This window comes from Actinoplanes sp. ATCC 53533 (assembly GCF_003947245.1).
Window position 1 is genome coordinate 60,771 of the sequence record NZ_QHHV01000059.1, and the last position, 14,618, is coordinate 75,388.

At 71.1% G+C, this 14,618-nt stretch carries 14 protein-coding genes; 9 read left to right on the plus strand and 5 right to left on the minus strand.

Features of this window, described 5'->3' with window-relative positions; all coding sequences use genetic code 11:
• Positions 1–62: 62 nt before the first annotated feature.
• Positions 63–1,286 (minus strand): MFS transporter, encoded by a 1,224-nt coding sequence (locus tag DMB66_RS20145; RefSeq protein WP_125805645.1) that lies wholly within the window; start codon positions 1,284–1,286, stop codon positions 63–65.
• A 118-nt stretch (positions 1,287–1,404) separates the two neighbouring features.
• Between DMB66_RS20145 and DMB66_RS20150 the strand changes: the two genes are divergently transcribed.
• Complete coding sequence (locus DMB66_RS20150) at positions 1,405–2,562, plus strand: ROK family transcriptional regulator (RefSeq protein WP_158647291.1); 1,158 nt, start codon at positions 1,405–1,407, stop codon at positions 2,560–2,562.
• Positions 2,563–2,649: 87 nt separating this feature from the next.
• Positions 2,650–3,810 carry a hypothetical protein gene (locus tag DMB66_RS20155; RefSeq protein ID WP_125805647.1) on the plus strand — a complete coding sequence of 387 codons (1,161 nt, stop codon included), beginning with the start codon at positions 2,650–2,652 and terminating at the stop codon, positions 3,808–3,810.
• A 55-nt stretch (positions 3,811–3,865) separates the two neighbouring features.
• On the opposite strand, the gene DMB66_RS20160 is transcribed toward DMB66_RS20155, so the two are convergent.
• On the minus strand, positions 3,866–5,482 hold the full coding sequence (locus DMB66_RS20160; protein WP_158647292.1) for an ATP-binding protein: 1,617 nt from the start codon (positions 5,480–5,482) through the stop codon (positions 3,866–3,868).
• Between the two features lie 95 nt (positions 5,483–5,577).
• Positions 5,578–7,062 carry an MFS transporter gene (locus DMB66_RS20165; protein ID WP_125805649.1) on the minus strand — a complete coding sequence of 495 codons (1,485 nt, stop codon included), beginning with the start codon at positions 7,060–7,062 and terminating at the stop codon, positions 5,578–5,580.
• 156 nt (positions 7,063–7,218) lie between these two features.
• Here DMB66_RS20165 and DMB66_RS20170 point away from each other — a divergent pair, with 156 nt between their 5' ends.
• The 3 genes from DMB66_RS20170 to DMB66_RS20180 are packed head-to-tail and all read left to right on the plus strand — an operon-like array spanning position 7,219 to position 9,369.
• A complete protein-coding gene (locus DMB66_RS20170) occupies positions 7,219–7,590 on the plus strand; it encodes a YciI family protein (protein WP_125805650.1) in 372 nt (123 codons plus the stop codon).
• A complete protein-coding gene (locus tag DMB66_RS20175; RefSeq protein ID WP_125805651.1) occupies positions 7,587–8,801 on the plus strand; it encodes an RNA polymerase sigma factor in 1,215 nt (404 codons plus the stop codon). The genes DMB66_RS20170 and DMB66_RS20175 overlap by 4 nt, the downstream gene beginning before the upstream one ends.
• 31 nt (positions 8,802–8,832) lie before the next feature.
• A complete protein-coding gene (locus tag DMB66_RS20180) occupies positions 8,833–9,369 on the plus strand; it encodes a GNAT family N-acetyltransferase (RefSeq protein ID WP_125805652.1) in 537 nt (178 codons plus the stop codon).
• A 195-nt stretch (positions 9,370–9,564) separates the two neighbouring features.
• On the opposite strand, the gene DMB66_RS20185 is transcribed toward DMB66_RS20180, so the two are convergent.
• Positions 9,565–10,008, minus strand: a complete 444-nt coding sequence (locus DMB66_RS20185; protein ID WP_125805653.1) for a YidB family protein — start codon at positions 10,006–10,008, stop codon at positions 9,565–9,567.
• 5 nt (positions 10,009–10,013) lie between these two features.
• Positions 10,014–10,202, minus strand: coding sequence for a hypothetical protein (locus DMB66_RS20190; protein ID WP_125805654.1), 189 nt, complete (start codon positions 10,200–10,202; stop codon positions 10,014–10,016).
• A 224-nt stretch (positions 10,203–10,426) separates the two neighbouring features.
• Here DMB66_RS20190 and DMB66_RS20195 point away from each other — a divergent pair, with 224 nt between their 5' ends.
• From DMB66_RS20195 to DMB66_RS20210, 4 genes are all read left to right on the plus strand, one after another.
• Complete coding sequence (locus DMB66_RS20195; protein ID WP_158647293.1) at positions 10,427–11,458, plus strand: LacI family DNA-binding transcriptional regulator; 1,032 nt, start codon at positions 10,427–10,429, stop codon at positions 11,456–11,458.
• A gap of 101 nt (positions 11,459–11,559) precedes the next feature.
• Positions 11,560–12,798: a sugar ABC transporter substrate-binding protein gene (locus tag DMB66_RS20200; RefSeq protein ID WP_125805656.1), complete on the plus strand. Its 1,239-nt coding sequence runs from the start codon at positions 11,560–11,562 to the stop codon at positions 12,796–12,798.
• Between the two features lie 19 nt (positions 12,799–12,817).
• Entirely contained in the window at positions 12,818–13,771 is a 954-nt protein-coding gene (locus DMB66_RS20205) for a carbohydrate ABC transporter permease (RefSeq protein ID WP_125805657.1), read from the plus strand.
• A gap of 7 nt (positions 13,772–13,778) precedes the next feature.
• Positions 13,779–14,618 (plus strand): carbohydrate ABC transporter permease, encoded by an 840-nt coding sequence (locus DMB66_RS20210; protein ID WP_233624720.1) that lies wholly within the window; start codon positions 13,779–13,781, stop codon positions 14,616–14,618.

Below are 14,618 nucleotides of genomic sequence, written 5' to 3' on the forward strand. Positions count from 1 at the left end.
AGCAGGCCGCGGTGTTGATCGGTGTGGGCGTCAGCAGGCCGCGGTGATGATCGGTGTGGGCGTCAGCGGGCCGCGGTGAGCGGTGCGTCGAGCTCGGCCGTCTCGGGCGCCCGGCCTCTCCGGAGCCGGCGCATGGTGACCGGGCCGGCTACGGCGACGAACACCGCCAGGACGACGGGGACCATCAGGCCGACGGTCAGGTCGGTGGCCTCGGCGAGGTAGCCGATCGTGGCCGGGCCGAGCAGCATTCCGGTGGAGCCGGAGATCGAGATCAGGGCGATGTTCGAGGGTGAGCCGCCGGCGTCGCCGATGGCGCTGAACAGCACCGGGACGATCACCGCGATCCCGCTGCCGGCGAGGATCCAGCCGGCCCACGCGAGGGGGAGGCCGCCGACCGTGGCCGAGACGAGGACGAGGGCGTAGCCGGCGGTGGCCAGGGTGCCGGCGCACAACAGCGAGCGGCCGGGGCCGAGCCTGGCCCGGATCGGGTCGCCCAGGAGGCGGAAGACCGTCATCGCGCAGGCGAACACCGTGTACGACAGCGGCGCGAGCGCCTCGTCGGCCTGCAGGACCCGGGCGGCGTGCAGGTTGGCCCAGTCGGACGCGCCGGACTCGACGAGGTGGCCGCCGAGGCCGAGCACGAACATCGCACCGAGCACGATCGCGCCGATGCGGGCCGCGCCCGCCGGCGCGCCGGCGCTGCCACCGGCTGTCTGAACCGGTGGCGGCAGCAGCGGGCGGGTGAAAGCGGCGAACGCCGCGGCGCTGGCCAGCGCCACGACGACCAGCATGGCCTGGTTTCCCAGCCCGAGGGTGAGGCCGAGCGAGGTGAGCGCGCCGGCGGCGGCGCCGCCGAGGCTCCAGAAGCCGTGAAAGGACGAGACGATGGGCCGCTTGTAGTAGCGCTCGAGCTCGACGGAGTGGGCGTTGAGACCCACCTCGACGAAGCCGACGCCGATGCCGTAGACCGCGCCGCAGAGCAGCAGGGTCTCGTAGCTCGGCGCGAGCGCGGGGGCGATGAGGACCAGCTGGGTGGCCGGGCCGGTCCAGCGCAGCAGGCCCCGGGTGGTGATCCGGTCGGCGATCCGCCCGGCGGCGAACATGGTGATCAGCCCGACGACCTGGATGAACAGGAGCAGGGTGCCCAGGCGCGCCTCGTCGAGGCCGAGCCGGCGGTCGACCGAGGGGAGGGCGGCGGCCCAGGCGCCCATGACGAAACCTGAGGTCGCGAAGGTGCCGAAGACTCCGACGCGAGCGCGGCGCAGGGCGGTGGTGTCGGGATGCATGGCCGTCCTCGGGGGTCGCTGGTTTTGTTCTTGTCGAGAACATAATGGCGCCCGCCCGCGCCGTCAAATTTTGTTCTCGACGGAGACATAAGAGGCCGCTGGCGGAATAATGCCCACCATGCCGCAGCTGAAGACGAGCGCCGACCTCCGCGTCCACAACCAGACCCGGCTGCTGCGCGCCGTGCACGGCGCCGACGAACCGCTGACCCGCGCCGGCGCCGCCCGGCTGCTGGGCATCGGCCGCAACACCGCGGCCGCGCTCGTCGGTGAGCTCGAGGCGGCCGGGCTGCTGCACGAGGTCCCGGCCGAGACCACCGGCCGCGGCCGGCCGACCACCCTGCTGCTCGCCCACCCCGGCGGGCCGGTCGCCTTCGCCGCCGACATCCGCGAGGATTCCTGGACCCTGGCGCGGATCGAGCTGGGCGGGCGGCTGACCGAACTGGAGACCGGCGAGCACGACCGGACCCCGGCGGTGTTCGGCGAGATCCACCGGGCGACGCGGCGGCACGCCACCGACCGGCTCGCCGCGCTCGGCATCGCCATCAGCGGGCCGATCCGGGACGGCCGCCGTCTGCACATCTCGCACCTGGGCTGGGACGAAGTGGACCTCGGCGAGCACATCGGCGCCGGCTGGCCGCCGACCGTGGTGGACAACGACGCCCGGCTCGCCGGGCTCGCCGAGGCCCGGCGCGGGGCATTGCGCGGGATCGGTACCGCCCTGCACTTCCACATCGACTTCGACATCGGCGGAACCCTGCTGCTGGGCGGGGACGCCCAGCGCGGCGCCCACCACATCGCCGGGGAGTTCGGGCACATGCCGCTCACCGGCTCCGGGCTGCGGTGCATGTGCGGCGTCCAGGGCTGCTGGAGCCTGGACGTGGGCACCAACGCGCTGGTGCGGCGCTTCGGCAAGGAACCCGGCTACGGAGCCGGGCGGGAGCTGGGACGCGAGATCCTGGCCCGCGCCGAGGACGGCGACGCCGAGGCCGGCCGGGCGGTCGACGACAACGCCACCGCGCTGGGGCGAGGGCTCGGCGCGCTGGCCAACGCCCTCGACCCCGAGGCGATCACTCTCTCCGGGCTGGGGGTGGAGCTGATCCGGCTGCGGCGCGGCCTGATCGAACAGGCATGCGCCGACGGACTGATGGGCTTCAGGCGCGCCGAACCGCCCCGCATCCTGGCGGGAACGGTCGGCGAGATCGGCCCGCTGCGCGGCGCGGCCGAGATCGCCTACGACGCGATCCTCAACCCCGAGTGGCTGCGACTGCGACTCTAGCGGGGTGCCTGGTGATCGCGTCCCGGCAAGTGAGGACATTGGACGGTGGATGTGCGAGCATCGATGGTTATGATGCCGCGCCGAACGTTGCGCACTGTCCTCATCGCTGTCACGACCCTTCTCGCTGCCGCGACCGTGGTCCACGGGGGTGCCGGTCCCGCAGTCGCGGCCGAGACCGGCGCAGCCTGGGAGCGAGTGCCGCTGCCGAGCTCGGTCGCCGCGCCGGCGCTGCTGCAGTCGGTAGCCGCCACCGATCCGGCGAATGCCTGGGCGGTCGGCGGCGAGGCGATGAGCGGCCGGGACGCGGGCACCCCGCTGATCCTGCGCTGGAACGGTGCGACGTGGGCGAAGGCGCCGCTTCCCGCGCTGTCCTGGAGCGGCTCGCTGCGGTCGGTCGCCGGCTCCTCCCGGTTCGAGGCATGGGCGATCGGCCGGGACACCGCCGGACTGTCCCATGTGCTGCGGTGGACCGGGCAGTCGTGGCGGGAGGTGCCCGTACCGGGAGGTGCCAGTGCGTCGCTGACCCTGAGTGGGGTCGCCGCCGGTCCGCGGGGGTCCGCATGGCTGGTGGGCCACGACGGCGACCGGCCGGTGGTGCTGCGGTGGACCGGCGGGGTCTGGCGGGCGGTGGCGTCGCCGGTGGAGGCCGGGCGGTTGGCCGGGGTGCGGGCGACCCGGCACGGCGTGTGGGTGACGGGCCAGGAGCACGTCGGCGGCGAGTACGTGGGTGTGGTGGCGCGCTGGACCGGCGCCGGCTGGACCACGGTCACCACCAGCGGCGTGCGCGCCGACGGCGCCCCGATATCGGCGATCAACGACGTGCTGGCGGTGGCCGCCGACGACGTGTGGGCGGTCGGGTCCGTCGCGGTGCGCGGCCCGGGTGGCCTGTCGCTGACCCAGCCGTGGACCGGGCATTGGAACGGCACCGGGTGGGACTCCTCGCTGCGGGTGCCGGCCGCGACGATCGAACAGAACGTCACGATCACGCCGGACCGTGCCGGCCGGCCGCAGTGGGTGGGATCCATCGTCGGCCCCAACCCGGCGAGCACCCGGTACGCCCGGTTCGACGGGACCGCGTGGACCGAGGTCAGCGGTTCCCCGCTGGCGGGCGTGTTCATCGCCGGCACGGCGACCGCCCACATTCCGGGCACGAACGCGACGTGGTCGGTGGGCGCCCTCGCGACCCAGCCGCCGGGCGGGTTCGCCTGGGGGACACCGTTGATCGAACGGCACGACGGCGGGCGATGACCCGCGGGGGGTTCGCCCCCGTCACGGCGTAGCCGCTGTCCGGCGACCGAGGAGTTCAGGCGGTCTGGCCGACGGTTTGCGGGGCGAGCACCGCGTCGACCTTGTCGAGTAGCTCGCGTTCGGTGAACGGTTTGTCGAGCAGGGTGACGCCCGGGTCGAGCCGGCCCTGGGAGGCCAGGAAGGGCTGGGCGTAGCCGGACATGTACAGGACCCGGATGTCAGGTCGGGTCCGCTGGATCTTCTCGGCGGCTTCCCGGCCGAGCATCTGCGGCATGATCACGTCGGTGATCAGCAGATCGATGGTGCCCTGGTAGCTGTCCGCGGCCGTGATGGCCTCGGCGCCGTTGGCGGCGGTGATCACCGTGTAGCCCTGCCGGGTGAGCAGGCGCCGGGTGACCTCCCGGAGGGCGTCCTCGTCCTCGACGATGAGCGCGGTGTGGCTGCCGGGAATCCGGCGGCTCGGCGTCGCCCGTACGGCTTCGGCGACGGACCGGTTGGTCACGGGCAGCAAGATCGTGAACGTGGTGCCGTCGCCGGGTAGCGAACTGATGCGGATGTGCCCGTCGGCCTGGGTGACGGCTCCGTAGACGGTGGCCAGTCCCAGCCCGCTGCCCTCGCCCTTGTTCTTGGTGGTGTAGAACGGTTCGAAGGCGTGCTTGATCACCTCGGCGGTCATGCCGGTGCCGGTGTCGGCGACCGTGACGCGGACGTAGTCCCCGGGCAGGACCGAGGACCATTCGGCGGCGTAGGCGCGGTCGACGTGGAAGCGGTCGGTGGTGATGGTGAGCCGGCCGACGTCGGGCATCGCGTCGCGGGCGTTGACGGCCAGGTTGAGGATCAGCTGGTCGATCTGGCCAGGGTCGGCCAGCACGGGCGGCAGTCCCTCGGCGAGGTCGGTGACCAGCTCCAGATTGGCCCCGAGGGTCCGGCGCAGGATGCTGGCCATGTTGTCCAGCAGCTCGTTGAGGTCGATGACCTGCGGCTGGATCACCTCGCGCCGGGCGAAGGACAGCAGCTGCCGGGTGAGTCCGGCGGCGCGTTCCGCGGCCCGCCGGATCTGCCCGATGTCCTGTGCCGCGGCCTTCCACCGAGGGTTGCCGTCAACGCCGGCCGCGGCGTCGATCTCGTCGCCCACGAATTCGGCGTAGTTGAGGATCACCCCGATGAGGTTGTTGAAGTCGTGCGCCACCCCGCCGGCGAGTTGGCCGAGCCCTTCGAGACGCTGGGCCTGTTCCAGCTGGGCCCGCAGGCGTTCCCGGTCCTCCTGCGGCACGTGCACGTCTGCGCCGGGCGTGGTGCCGACCGACAGCGGGCGTGACGTCGACGCCACACCGACGACGGTGCCGGCCCCGTCCACGATCGCCGACATGCCCAGCAGCACGGCGATGATGGTGCCGTCCTTGCGGACCCGGTTGGTGCTGTACGGCGCGACCCGCTCGCCGGCCGCGGCGCGGCGCAACAGGTCGGCCTCCTCGCTCTCCCACCCCGCCGGGAGCAGTATCGACGAGTCCCGGCCGATGATCTCCTCGGGCGGATAGCCGTACATGTCCACCGCGACGGGGCTCCAGCCGGTGATCATGCCCTGGCGGGTCTTGGTGACGATGGCGTCCAGCGACTGCGCCATCACGGCCGCCACCATCTCAGCGGTAATGCCCTGGGTGATCGCAGCCATGACTTTCCCCATCAGATCCGATTGACCGGTGCGTCAGCTGACACAGCACGGCGTTCGCACCGTCGGGGTCTGGGACGAGGCACCACAAGGGTAGCTCACAAACGTTGCAAATCGTGTGAAACAGGCGCCTCTCTGGCGGCCGGACGCATGGTCAGGAGCAGAACGGCGAGCCCGGCGAAGATGACCGCGGCGATGACGCCGGTGACGTGCAGGCTGGCGGTGAAGGCCGCCCGCGCGCTGTACAGCAGTTCCGTGCCCTGGCCGGCGGGCAGCCGCTCGCTGGCGGCGACCGCGCCGGCCAGCGAGTCGGACGTGCCGTCCATCCGGCCGCGGTAGACCACCGCGGCCACCACCCCGAGCAGCGCGAAACCGAGCGAACCGCCGAAGTAGTTGCCGGTCTCCGACATCGACGCCGCCGAGCCGGCCCGCTCCGGCGGTACGGACCCGACGATGAGCCCGGTGCCCAGCGCGAACAGCGGGCCGGTGCCCAGCGCCAGCACGGCGATGCCGATCATCACCAGCGGCAGCGAGCCCGCGCCGCCGACGCCGACCAGCAGCAGGCTGCCCAGCGCGGACCCGGCCAGCCCGCCGGCGATCGCGGTCGGCTGCCTCATCCGCCGGGCCAGCGCCGGCGCGATCATGGTGCCCACCGCCACGCCCAGGCCCATGGGCGCGAACAGCACCGCCGACGTGGCCGGCGAGAAGCCCAGCACGCTCTGCAGGTACTGGGTCACCAGCAGACCCGTACCGGCCATGGCGATGCCGGCGAAGACCAGCCCGACCAGGACGGCCGTGAACGGGCGGTTGCGGAGCAGCCGCAGGTCCAGCAGCGGCGCCGCCAGCCGCAGTTGCCGGCGGACGAACAGGAATCCGGTGGCCGCGCCGACGACCAGGGCGACCGCCGGGCCGACCGGGGAACTCCCGACGGTCAGCTGCTTGACGCCGTAGATCATCAGGAGCACCGCGGCGAGCGACAGCCCGACGCTGGCCAGGTCCGGCCGGCCGGCCCGGTCGCTGCGGAATTCCGGCAGCAGCACCGGCCCGGCGAGCAGCAGCACCGCCATCGCCGGCACGGCGACCAGGAACACCGATCCCCACCAGAAGTACTGCAGCAGGAAGCCGGCGAGCACCGGACCGAGCGCGCCGCCGGTGAACTGGCAGGTCGCCCAGATCGCGATGGCCTGCCCGCGCTGCCGTTCGTCGCGGAACATGCTGGTGATCAGGGCCAGGGTCGACGGCATCAGGGTCGCGCCGGCGACGCCGAGCAGCGCCCGCGCGACGATCAGCACCAGCGGGCTGGTCGCGAAGGCGGCCATGATCGAGAGCACCCCGAACGCCGCTCCGCCGATCATCAGCAGGCGCCGGCGGCCGATCCGGTCGCCGACCGTACCCATCGTGATGACCAGGCCGGCGACCATCAGCCCATAGCTGTCACTGATCCACAGCTGCTGGACGTTGGTGGCGCCGAGATCGGCGCTCAGCCGTGGCAGCGCGAGAAGCAACGCCGTGATGTCCATCGCGACGAGCGATGTCGGCAGCATGAGGACGACCAGCCCCAGCCACGCCCGGTGGAACCGCATATCCGAACTCCCTGTTCGCTCGATGTCTCGCCGGTTGGTCGGAGCGGTGCGAAGCTTTTTGACATCGGTACGGCAGGGGGCGTCAAGACGGCGGCGGCGGCTCCGACCAACAGGTCGAAGGGCCCAGCCGGGGCTCGCGAACGTGGGGAGTACGAGATGAAGTTCCTGATCAGCCTGCACATCAACCCGGCCGTGCTGGACGCGCTGACCGACGAGGAGCAGGCGGCGATCGGCGCCGGCCACGGCGCGTTCATCGAGGCGCTGAAGGAGTCCGGCGAGCTGATCACCACGCAGGCGCTGGCCGACCCGTCGCAGGCCGCCGTGGTGTCGGTCCGCAACGGCCAGCCGGTGGTGACCGACGGCCCTTTCCTGGAGTCGAAGGAGTATCTGGGCGGTTTCTACCTGATCGACTGCGAGGACAAGGCGCGGGCGATCGAGCTGGCGACGCGGATCCCGGACACCGCGATCGCGGGTCTGGGGGTCGAGGTACGGCAGGTGATGTTCGCTGACGGACAATTGGAGGCGTGACGGCAACGGCCATCGAGGACCTGCTGCGTGAGCTCACGCCGCAGGTCCTCGGCGCCCTGGTACGCCGGCACGGCCAGTTCGAGGGGTGCGAGGACGCCGTGCAGGAGGCCGTGCTCGCCGCCACCGTGCAGTGGCCGGCCGAGGGGGTGCCGAACAACCCGCGCAACTGGCTGGTGACTGTCGCGACCCGGCGGCTCATCGACCAGATGCGCAGCGACCACGCGCGCCGCGAGCGGGAGTCGGCGACGGCCGCCGAGGTGGTGCCGCAGGACGTGCCGGACACCGACGACACGCTCGTCCTGCTGTTCCTGTGCTGCCACCCGACGCTGACCGCGGCCTCCCAGACGGCGCTGACGCTGCGGGCGGTCGGCGGGCTGACCACCGCTGAGATCGCCCGCGCGTTCCTGGTGCCGGAGGCCACGATGGCGGCCCGGATCAGCCGGGCCAAGCAGCGCATCAAGGCGGCCGGCAGCTCGTTCAGCCTGCCCGCGGGCGCGGAACGCGAGGAGCGGCTGCGGGTCGTCCTGCACGTGCTCTACCTGATCTTCAACGAGGGCTACACCGCCACCTCGGGCACCGAGCTGCACCGCGCCGACCTGGCGCACGAGGCGATCCGGCTGACCAGGACGGTGCACGCCAAGCTGCCCGAGGACGGCGAGGTGACCGGGCTGCTCGCGCTGATGCTGCTGACCGACGCCCGCCGCGAGGCCCGCACGACGGCGGCCGGTGACCTGGTGCCGCTGGACGAGCAGGACCGCACGAGGTGGGACCGCGGGCTGATCGACGAGGGCACCGAGCTGGTGAAGACGTCGCTGGCCGGCCCCGCGCTGGGGCCGTACCAGCTGCAGGCCGCGATCGCCGCCACGCACGCCGACGCGGCCACGGCCGAGGAGACCAACTGGCCGCAGGTGCACGCGCTCTACCTGATCCTGGAACGGATCGCGCCCAACCCGATGGTCACCCTCAACCGGGCGATCGCGCTCGCCGAAACCGAGGACCCTGCGGCCGGGCTGGCCCTGATATCCATGTTGGACAGCGACGAGCGGATGGCCGGGCATCACCGGCTGCTTTCCGTACGGGCGCACCTGCTGGAGAAGACCGGCGACCCGGCCGGGGCATACGAGCACTACCGTCGCGCCGCGAAGTCGACCGCCAGCGTCGCCGAGCGGCGCTACCTGGAGGCACGAGCCGGCAAGCTGAGAGCGCCATGACCGACGTATGTGTCCCGGCTACTGTGGCCGCATGCCCGAATTGATCCTGCCGACTACCCGCCTGCACGCCGCGTTCCTGGAGTGCCGCGACGAATGGGGGCCCGGCCTCCACGAGGACGGTTTCGGCCTGGGGCCCGACGACGACGTCGACTCACCGGACGGCTTCGCCGCGTGGGTGCACCAGCGAGTCCGGCTGGTCCACAAGGCGGGAACGCGCTGCCCGGAGGAGAAGCACGCCTCACCCCGGTGGATCGTCGAGAACGGCCAAGTCCTCGGCGGGATCGCCCTGCGGCACCTCTACGACGACGACATCGGCCACATCGGCTACGGCGTCCGTCCCTCCGCGCGTCGCCGTGGCCTGGCCGGCTGGGCACTGGGCGAAATGCTCAAGGAGGCCCGGGCCGCACTGGGCCTGGGCCGTGTCCTCATCCCTTGCCTCGCGGACAACGTCGCCTCGGCCCGCACGATCGAACGCAACGGCGGCGTTCTCGAAGGCATCCGCGACAGCGACCATGGCCCGGTGAGACGCTACTGGATCACCCTGGACCGGCAACTGCCGGCTCAGTAGCCACCACCAGGTCTCCCGGCTCTGAGGTTCCGCCTACGGCCGGGCCCGGACCGGCAGTGCCGCGTTGCCGGCCGGTGCGAAGCCGGCCCAGGCGCCGGGACTGCCGGTGTGATAGATCCGGTCGCTATGCGCCGCCATGTGCAGCCATACCTGCGAAGACGCCCACCCGCGCGGCGCATTACCGAAAACCGAGCGTCAGTGCATCCGGGAGCCGAAAGCTCCGGCCGATCGGTCGTCCTCCGCGCTCGCTTCCGCGATCTCGAGGGTGAGCCTGCTCGCGTCGATGACCGCTCCGCCGGGGCTGACCGCGTCCACCAGGTCCGGCAGCACGGCGGCGAGCTGCCAGGCGACCGCGCCCGGGCTGCCGCCCACGAGCTGGGCGAGGTCGTCGATCGCGGTGTCGCCGATCGTCGTCCGCACCTGATCGACCGTCATCGCCTTGTTGGGCGCGTCGTCGGACAGCCAGCTGTGGTACTGCCCCGGGTCGGTCGTCTCGGCGAGGCGGAGCACCACGGCGTGCAGCCGTGCCGCGCCGGGCCCGGCCGACGGTGCCACCGAGCCGACGTGCGCCAGGCCGAAGATCAACATTTGCACCTCCAGGTCGTCGAGCAGCGTGGCCAGCTTGTCGATGTCGTCCATGGCCGTCACAGCTCCGCACCGAGCGCGTCGAACAGGCTGTCCGGGGTCAGCCCGAGCTCGGACAGCAGCCTGGCGTGCGCGGTGTTGTCGAGGTCGATCCGGTCGGGCAGCCGTCCGGCCACGGCCTCGGCCTGGCCGGGTCCGTACGCACGGCGGATGACCCTGAGCGCTTGGGTCTTCGTGACAGCGGTCATGGTGGCCTCGTTTCCAGACGACGGGGGCCGGCGGGCTGGTCGTGCCGTCCCGGTGCCAGCTGAGACAAGGCAACCGCGCGATCTGTGACAGCTGGACGGAAATTCCGTGCGGCGTGGGGACCGCGGAAATATTGCCGGGAGATGTCTTGTGGCTCGGACGAGCGGAGTCGTAGCCTGGCGGAACCCGCAGTTGATACGCATCGATGATTCCTCCGGGAGGTGTCATGGCGGCGTTCACCAGCAAGGACGTCGCGCGTATCGCCGGTGTCTCGCAGAGCACCGTGTCCTATGTGATGACCGGCAAGCGACCCATCTCCGAGCGCACGCGGCGGCGGGTCCTGGATGCGATGGAAGAGCTCACCTACGAGCCGCACTCCGGTGCCCGGGCTCTCGCGGGACGTCGCACCCAGGTTGTCGGTCTGGTCGTGCCCTTCGGGGCCGGGGGCGAGACCTTGGCGCTGCTGCCGTTCATCGAGACCATCGCCAGCTCGGCCCGCGTCCATGATCATGAGGTGCTGCTCGTGACCGCGGACGAGGGTTCCGCGGGTCTGCGGCGCCTCGCCGGACGGGCCCTGTGCGACGCGATCATCATGATGGACATCGAGGAGCATGACGACCGGGTCCCGGTGGCCGCCGCGCTGTCCGTTCCGGTGGTGCTCATCGGTGTGCCGGCCGATCCGGCCGGGCTGCACTGCGTCGATCTCGACTTCGAGGCGGCGGCCCGGATGGCCGTCGACGAGCTGGCCGACACCGGGCACGACGAGATCGTCGTGCTGGGTTACACCGCCTCGGCGATGGAGCGTGGCCTGAACTTCGTCGGCCGCGTGCTGCGAACGGTGCGGCGGCAGGCGCGGGTGCGCGGCCTGCCGCTGACGGTGATCGAACCGGTCGAGCGTGGACGGGAGGCCGCCGCGACGGTGGCCGATCAGCTCCTCGCCCGGCGGACCGGCGGGCGTCTCGGCGTGCTGGTGCCGCACAGCGACACGATCGTGCCGCTGCTGCACGCACTGCGGCAGCGGGACGTCGTGCCGGGCCGTGACATCTCCCTCATCGGGCTCAGTTCCGACCGCGCGGCCGAGCAGTCCGATCCGCCGTACACGAATGTCTCCGAGGAACCGCGCGACGTCTCGCGGCGTGCGATGGAGACGCTCTTCTGGTTGCTCGATCCGAGTTCCGGGGTGGAGCGTCCCGCGATCGATCTGGTCGCGCCGCGACTCACCCGTCGTACGACCGTGCTGCCCGCTCCCTCCCACTGATCATCGGTGGTCTCGGCCACGAATCCGCGCTGCCCGTCGTCGATGCGCATCGACGACGCCCCGAATCCACCCGGGAAAATCCGTATCCGAAAGGACACGACATGATCCGCTCCTCCCGATCCCGCCGAGCCCAGGCCGCGCTCGCCTCGATGCTCACCCTGCCCCTCGCGCTCAGCGCCTGCGGCGGGGGCTCCGGCGGCGGCTCGAACAGCGGCGGCGACTCCTCGACCCTGCGGGTGCTCGACTACTACAACAACGACCCGGGCAAGACGGTCTGGCAGAAGGCGCTCGACGCCTGCGGCCAGCAGGCCGGTGTCACCATCCAGCGCGAGGCGGTGCCCGGCGCGTCGCTGATCCAGAAGGTGCTTCAGCAGGCGTCGTCGAAGACCCTCCCGGACGTCCTGATGCTGGACAATCCCGAGCTGCAGCAGATCGCCCAGACCGGCGCCCTCACCCCGCTGAACGACCTCGGGCTGAAGGCCGACGGGTACGCCGAGGGTGTGGTCAGCGCCTCGACCTACGAGGGCAAGCTCTACGGCCTGCAGCCGATCACCAACACCATCGGGTTGTTCGCCAACAAGGACCTGCTCGCCAAGGCCGGAGTCACCCCGCCGACGACCTGGGCGGAGCTGAGGACGGCGGCCAAGAAGCTGACCTCCGGCAGCACCTACGGGCTGGCGTTCTCGGCACCGGCGAACTACGAGGGCACCTGGCAGTTCCTGCCGTTCATGTGGTCCAACGGTGGCGACGAGAAGAACATCGCGACGCCGGAGACCGCGCAGGCACTGCAGTTGTGGGTCGACCTGATGAACGACGGCTCGGTCTCGAAGTCCGCTCTCAACTGGACCCAGGCGGACGTCAACGACCAGTTCCGGGCGGGCAAGGCCGCGATGATGGTCAACGGGCCGTGGCAGTTCCCCACGTTGGACGAGGACAAGAGCCTCAAGTACGAGGTGGTGAAGATCCCGGCGCCGGCCGCCGGCAAGCCGGTCGTCGCGCCGCTCGGCGGTGAGACGTGGACCGTGCCGCAGACCGGGAACAAGGACAAGCAGGCCAAGGCCGCCAAGGTCGTCGCCTGCCTCAACTCGGACGACAACCAGCTCAGCCTCGCCAAGGACACCCAGACCATCCCCACCAAGTCGGCGCTGCTGGCGAAGTTCAGCTCGAGCAACCCGAACATGGCCGGCTTCGTCGACCAGATCCCGACCGCACGGGCCCGCACCGGTGAACTCGGCGCGGACTGGCCGAAGGCGGCCACGAAGATCTACACCGCGTTCCAGTCCGCGCTGACCGGGCAGGCCGCCCCGGCCAAGGCCCTGGAACAGGCCCAGAATGGCTGAGCACCGACAACAGTCCACCATGGTACGAGCGACGGATCCACCCGCGACGCACGACGATGCCGTCGCCGTGCCCCGCTTCTGGCAGTCGCACCGCTTCCAGCGGCGGGCCGCGCAGGTGCTGTTCCTGGCCCCGGCCGTGATCTACATGGTGGCCTTCTTCGGCTACCCGATCGTCAAGAACTTCATGATGGCGTTCCAGGAGTACACGACGAAGACCTTCTACACCGGCGAGGCGCCGTGGGTCGGGTTGACCAACTACGCCGAGGTGGTGTCCTCCCCGGTGTTCAGCAAGGCCCTGCTGAACACCGTCCTGTTCACGGCCGGCTCGATCGCCGGGCAGTTCGTCATCGGTCTCGCCCTGGCGGTGTTCTTCCGGCGCCGCTTCCCGCTCAACGGTCTGCTCCGCTCGCTGATCCTGCTGCCGTGGCTGATCCCGCTGATCGTCACCGGCGCGGTCTGGCGGTGGATCCTCGACAAGGACAACGGCGCGCTCAACCGGTTCCTGGCCGCCATCGGGGTGGCGACCGACCACCCCGGCTGGCTGACCAGCACCTCACTGGCCCTGGTGGCGGTGATCATGGTGAACATCTGGATCGGTATCCCGTTCAACCTGACCATCCTGTACGGCGGGCTCCAGGACATCCCGGAGGATCTCTACGAGGCGGCCTCGCTGGACGGGGCGAGCGGCTGGCAGCGGTTTAGGTATGTGACGTGGCCGCTGCTGCGCCCGGTGGTGAGCGTCGTGCTCGTGCTCGGCGTGGTCTACACGATCAAGGTGCTCGACGTGATCCTCGGGCTGACCGGCGGCGGCCCGGCCAACGCCAGCCAGACCATCGCCACGCTGTCGTACCAGCTGTCCTTCACGCAGTTCGACTTCGGTCAGGGTGCCGCACTCGGCAACGTCCTCATCGCGATCTCCCTGGTGTTCGCCGTCCTCTACCTGCGCGCCAACCGGCGTGCCGTGGACGAGTGAGGCCGTCGTGACCACCACCACGCTTCCCCGGCGGCGCCGGCCCACCCGGGCCGGCTGGGGCAGCACGGCCGCCGGGATCGTCATCCTCGCCGTTCTGCTGTTCCCGCTCTACTGGATGGTCAACGTCTCGCTGCAGCCGAGCGGCTCGGCGGTCGGCACCCCGTGGCTGCCGTTCGACCTCAGCTTCGACGGCTACGCCACCGCGCTCAGCCAGCAGGGCCGCAACCTGGTCACGAGCCTGGTGATCGCCCTCGGCTCGGTAGCGTTCAGCCTACTGATCGCGATGCCGGCGGCGTACGCCCTGGCGCAGTCCAGGGTCCGCTTCGCGGGTGCGTTCCTCTTCGGGATCCTGATCTCGCAGATGATCCCGGGGATCGTCATCGCGAACGCGCTCTACACCGCCTACAACGACCTGGGACTGCTCAACTCGATCCCGGGCCTGATCCTCGCCGACTCGACCGCGGGCATCCCGTTCGCGATCCTGATCGTCCGCGCGTTCATGATCAACATCCCGCGCGAGGTCCTGGAGGCCGGCCGGGTCGACGGGGCCGGCCAGGTCCGGACGTTCATCTCCATCGTGCTGCCGATGAGCCGCAACGCGCTCATCACCGCGGCCCTGTTCACCTTCCTCTTCGCCTGGGCGGACTTCCTGTTCGCCCTCACCCTCACCACGACCGAGGACGTGCGCCCGGTGACGCTCGGGCTCTACACCTACATCGGGACCTATGTGAACGACTGGAGCTCGGTCATGGCCACCGCTGTGCTCGCCTCCATCCCGGCCATCGTCCTGCTCGTCGTCGCGCAGCGCTACGTCGCCGCGGGCACGACGGCCGGCGCCGTCAAGTGA

What these genes read in the sequence shown, in the direction of transcription:
- DMB66_RS20145 (WP_125805645.1), bottom strand. Translation starts at nt 1,286, where the DNA reads ATGCATCCCGACACCACCGCCCTGCGCCGCGCTCGCGTCGGAGTCTTC.
- DMB66_RS20170 (WP_125805650.1), top strand. Translation starts at nt 7,219, where the DNA reads ATGAAGTTCCTGATCAGCCTGCACATCAACCCGGCCGTGCTGGACGCG.
- DMB66_RS20190 (WP_125805654.1), bottom strand. Translation starts at nt 10,202, where the DNA reads ATGACCGCTGTCACGAAGACCCAAGCGCTCAGGGTCATCCGCCGTGCG.
- DMB66_RS20180 (WP_125805652.1), top strand. Translation starts at nt 8,833, where the DNA reads ATGCCCGAATTGATCCTGCCGACTACCCGCCTGCACGCCGCGTTCCTG.
- DMB66_RS20200 (WP_125805656.1), top strand. Translation starts at nt 11,560, where the DNA reads ATGATCCGCTCCTCCCGATCCCGCCGAGCCCAGGCCGCGCTCGCCTCG.
- DMB66_RS20185 (WP_125805653.1), bottom strand. Translation starts at nt 10,008, where the DNA reads ATGGACGACATCGACAAGCTGGCCACGCTGCTCGACGACCTGGAGGTG.
- DMB66_RS20150 (WP_158647291.1), top strand. Translation starts at nt 1,405, where the DNA reads ATGCCGCAGCTGAAGACGAGCGCCGACCTCCGCGTCCACAACCAGACC.
- DMB66_RS20160 (WP_158647292.1), bottom strand. Translation starts at nt 5,482, where the DNA reads ATGGCTGCGATCACCCAGGGCATTACCGCTGAGATGGTGGCGGCCGTG.
- DMB66_RS20195 (WP_158647293.1), top strand. Translation starts at nt 10,427, where the DNA reads ATGGCGGCGTTCACCAGCAAGGACGTCGCGCGTATCGCCGGTGTCTCG.
- DMB66_RS20205 (WP_125805657.1), top strand. Translation starts at nt 12,818, where the DNA reads ATGGTACGAGCGACGGATCCACCCGCGACGCACGACGATGCCGTCGCC.
- DMB66_RS20165 (WP_125805649.1), bottom strand. Translation starts at nt 7,062, where the DNA reads ATGCGGTTCCACCGGGCGTGGCTGGGGCTGGTCGTCCTCATGCTGCCG.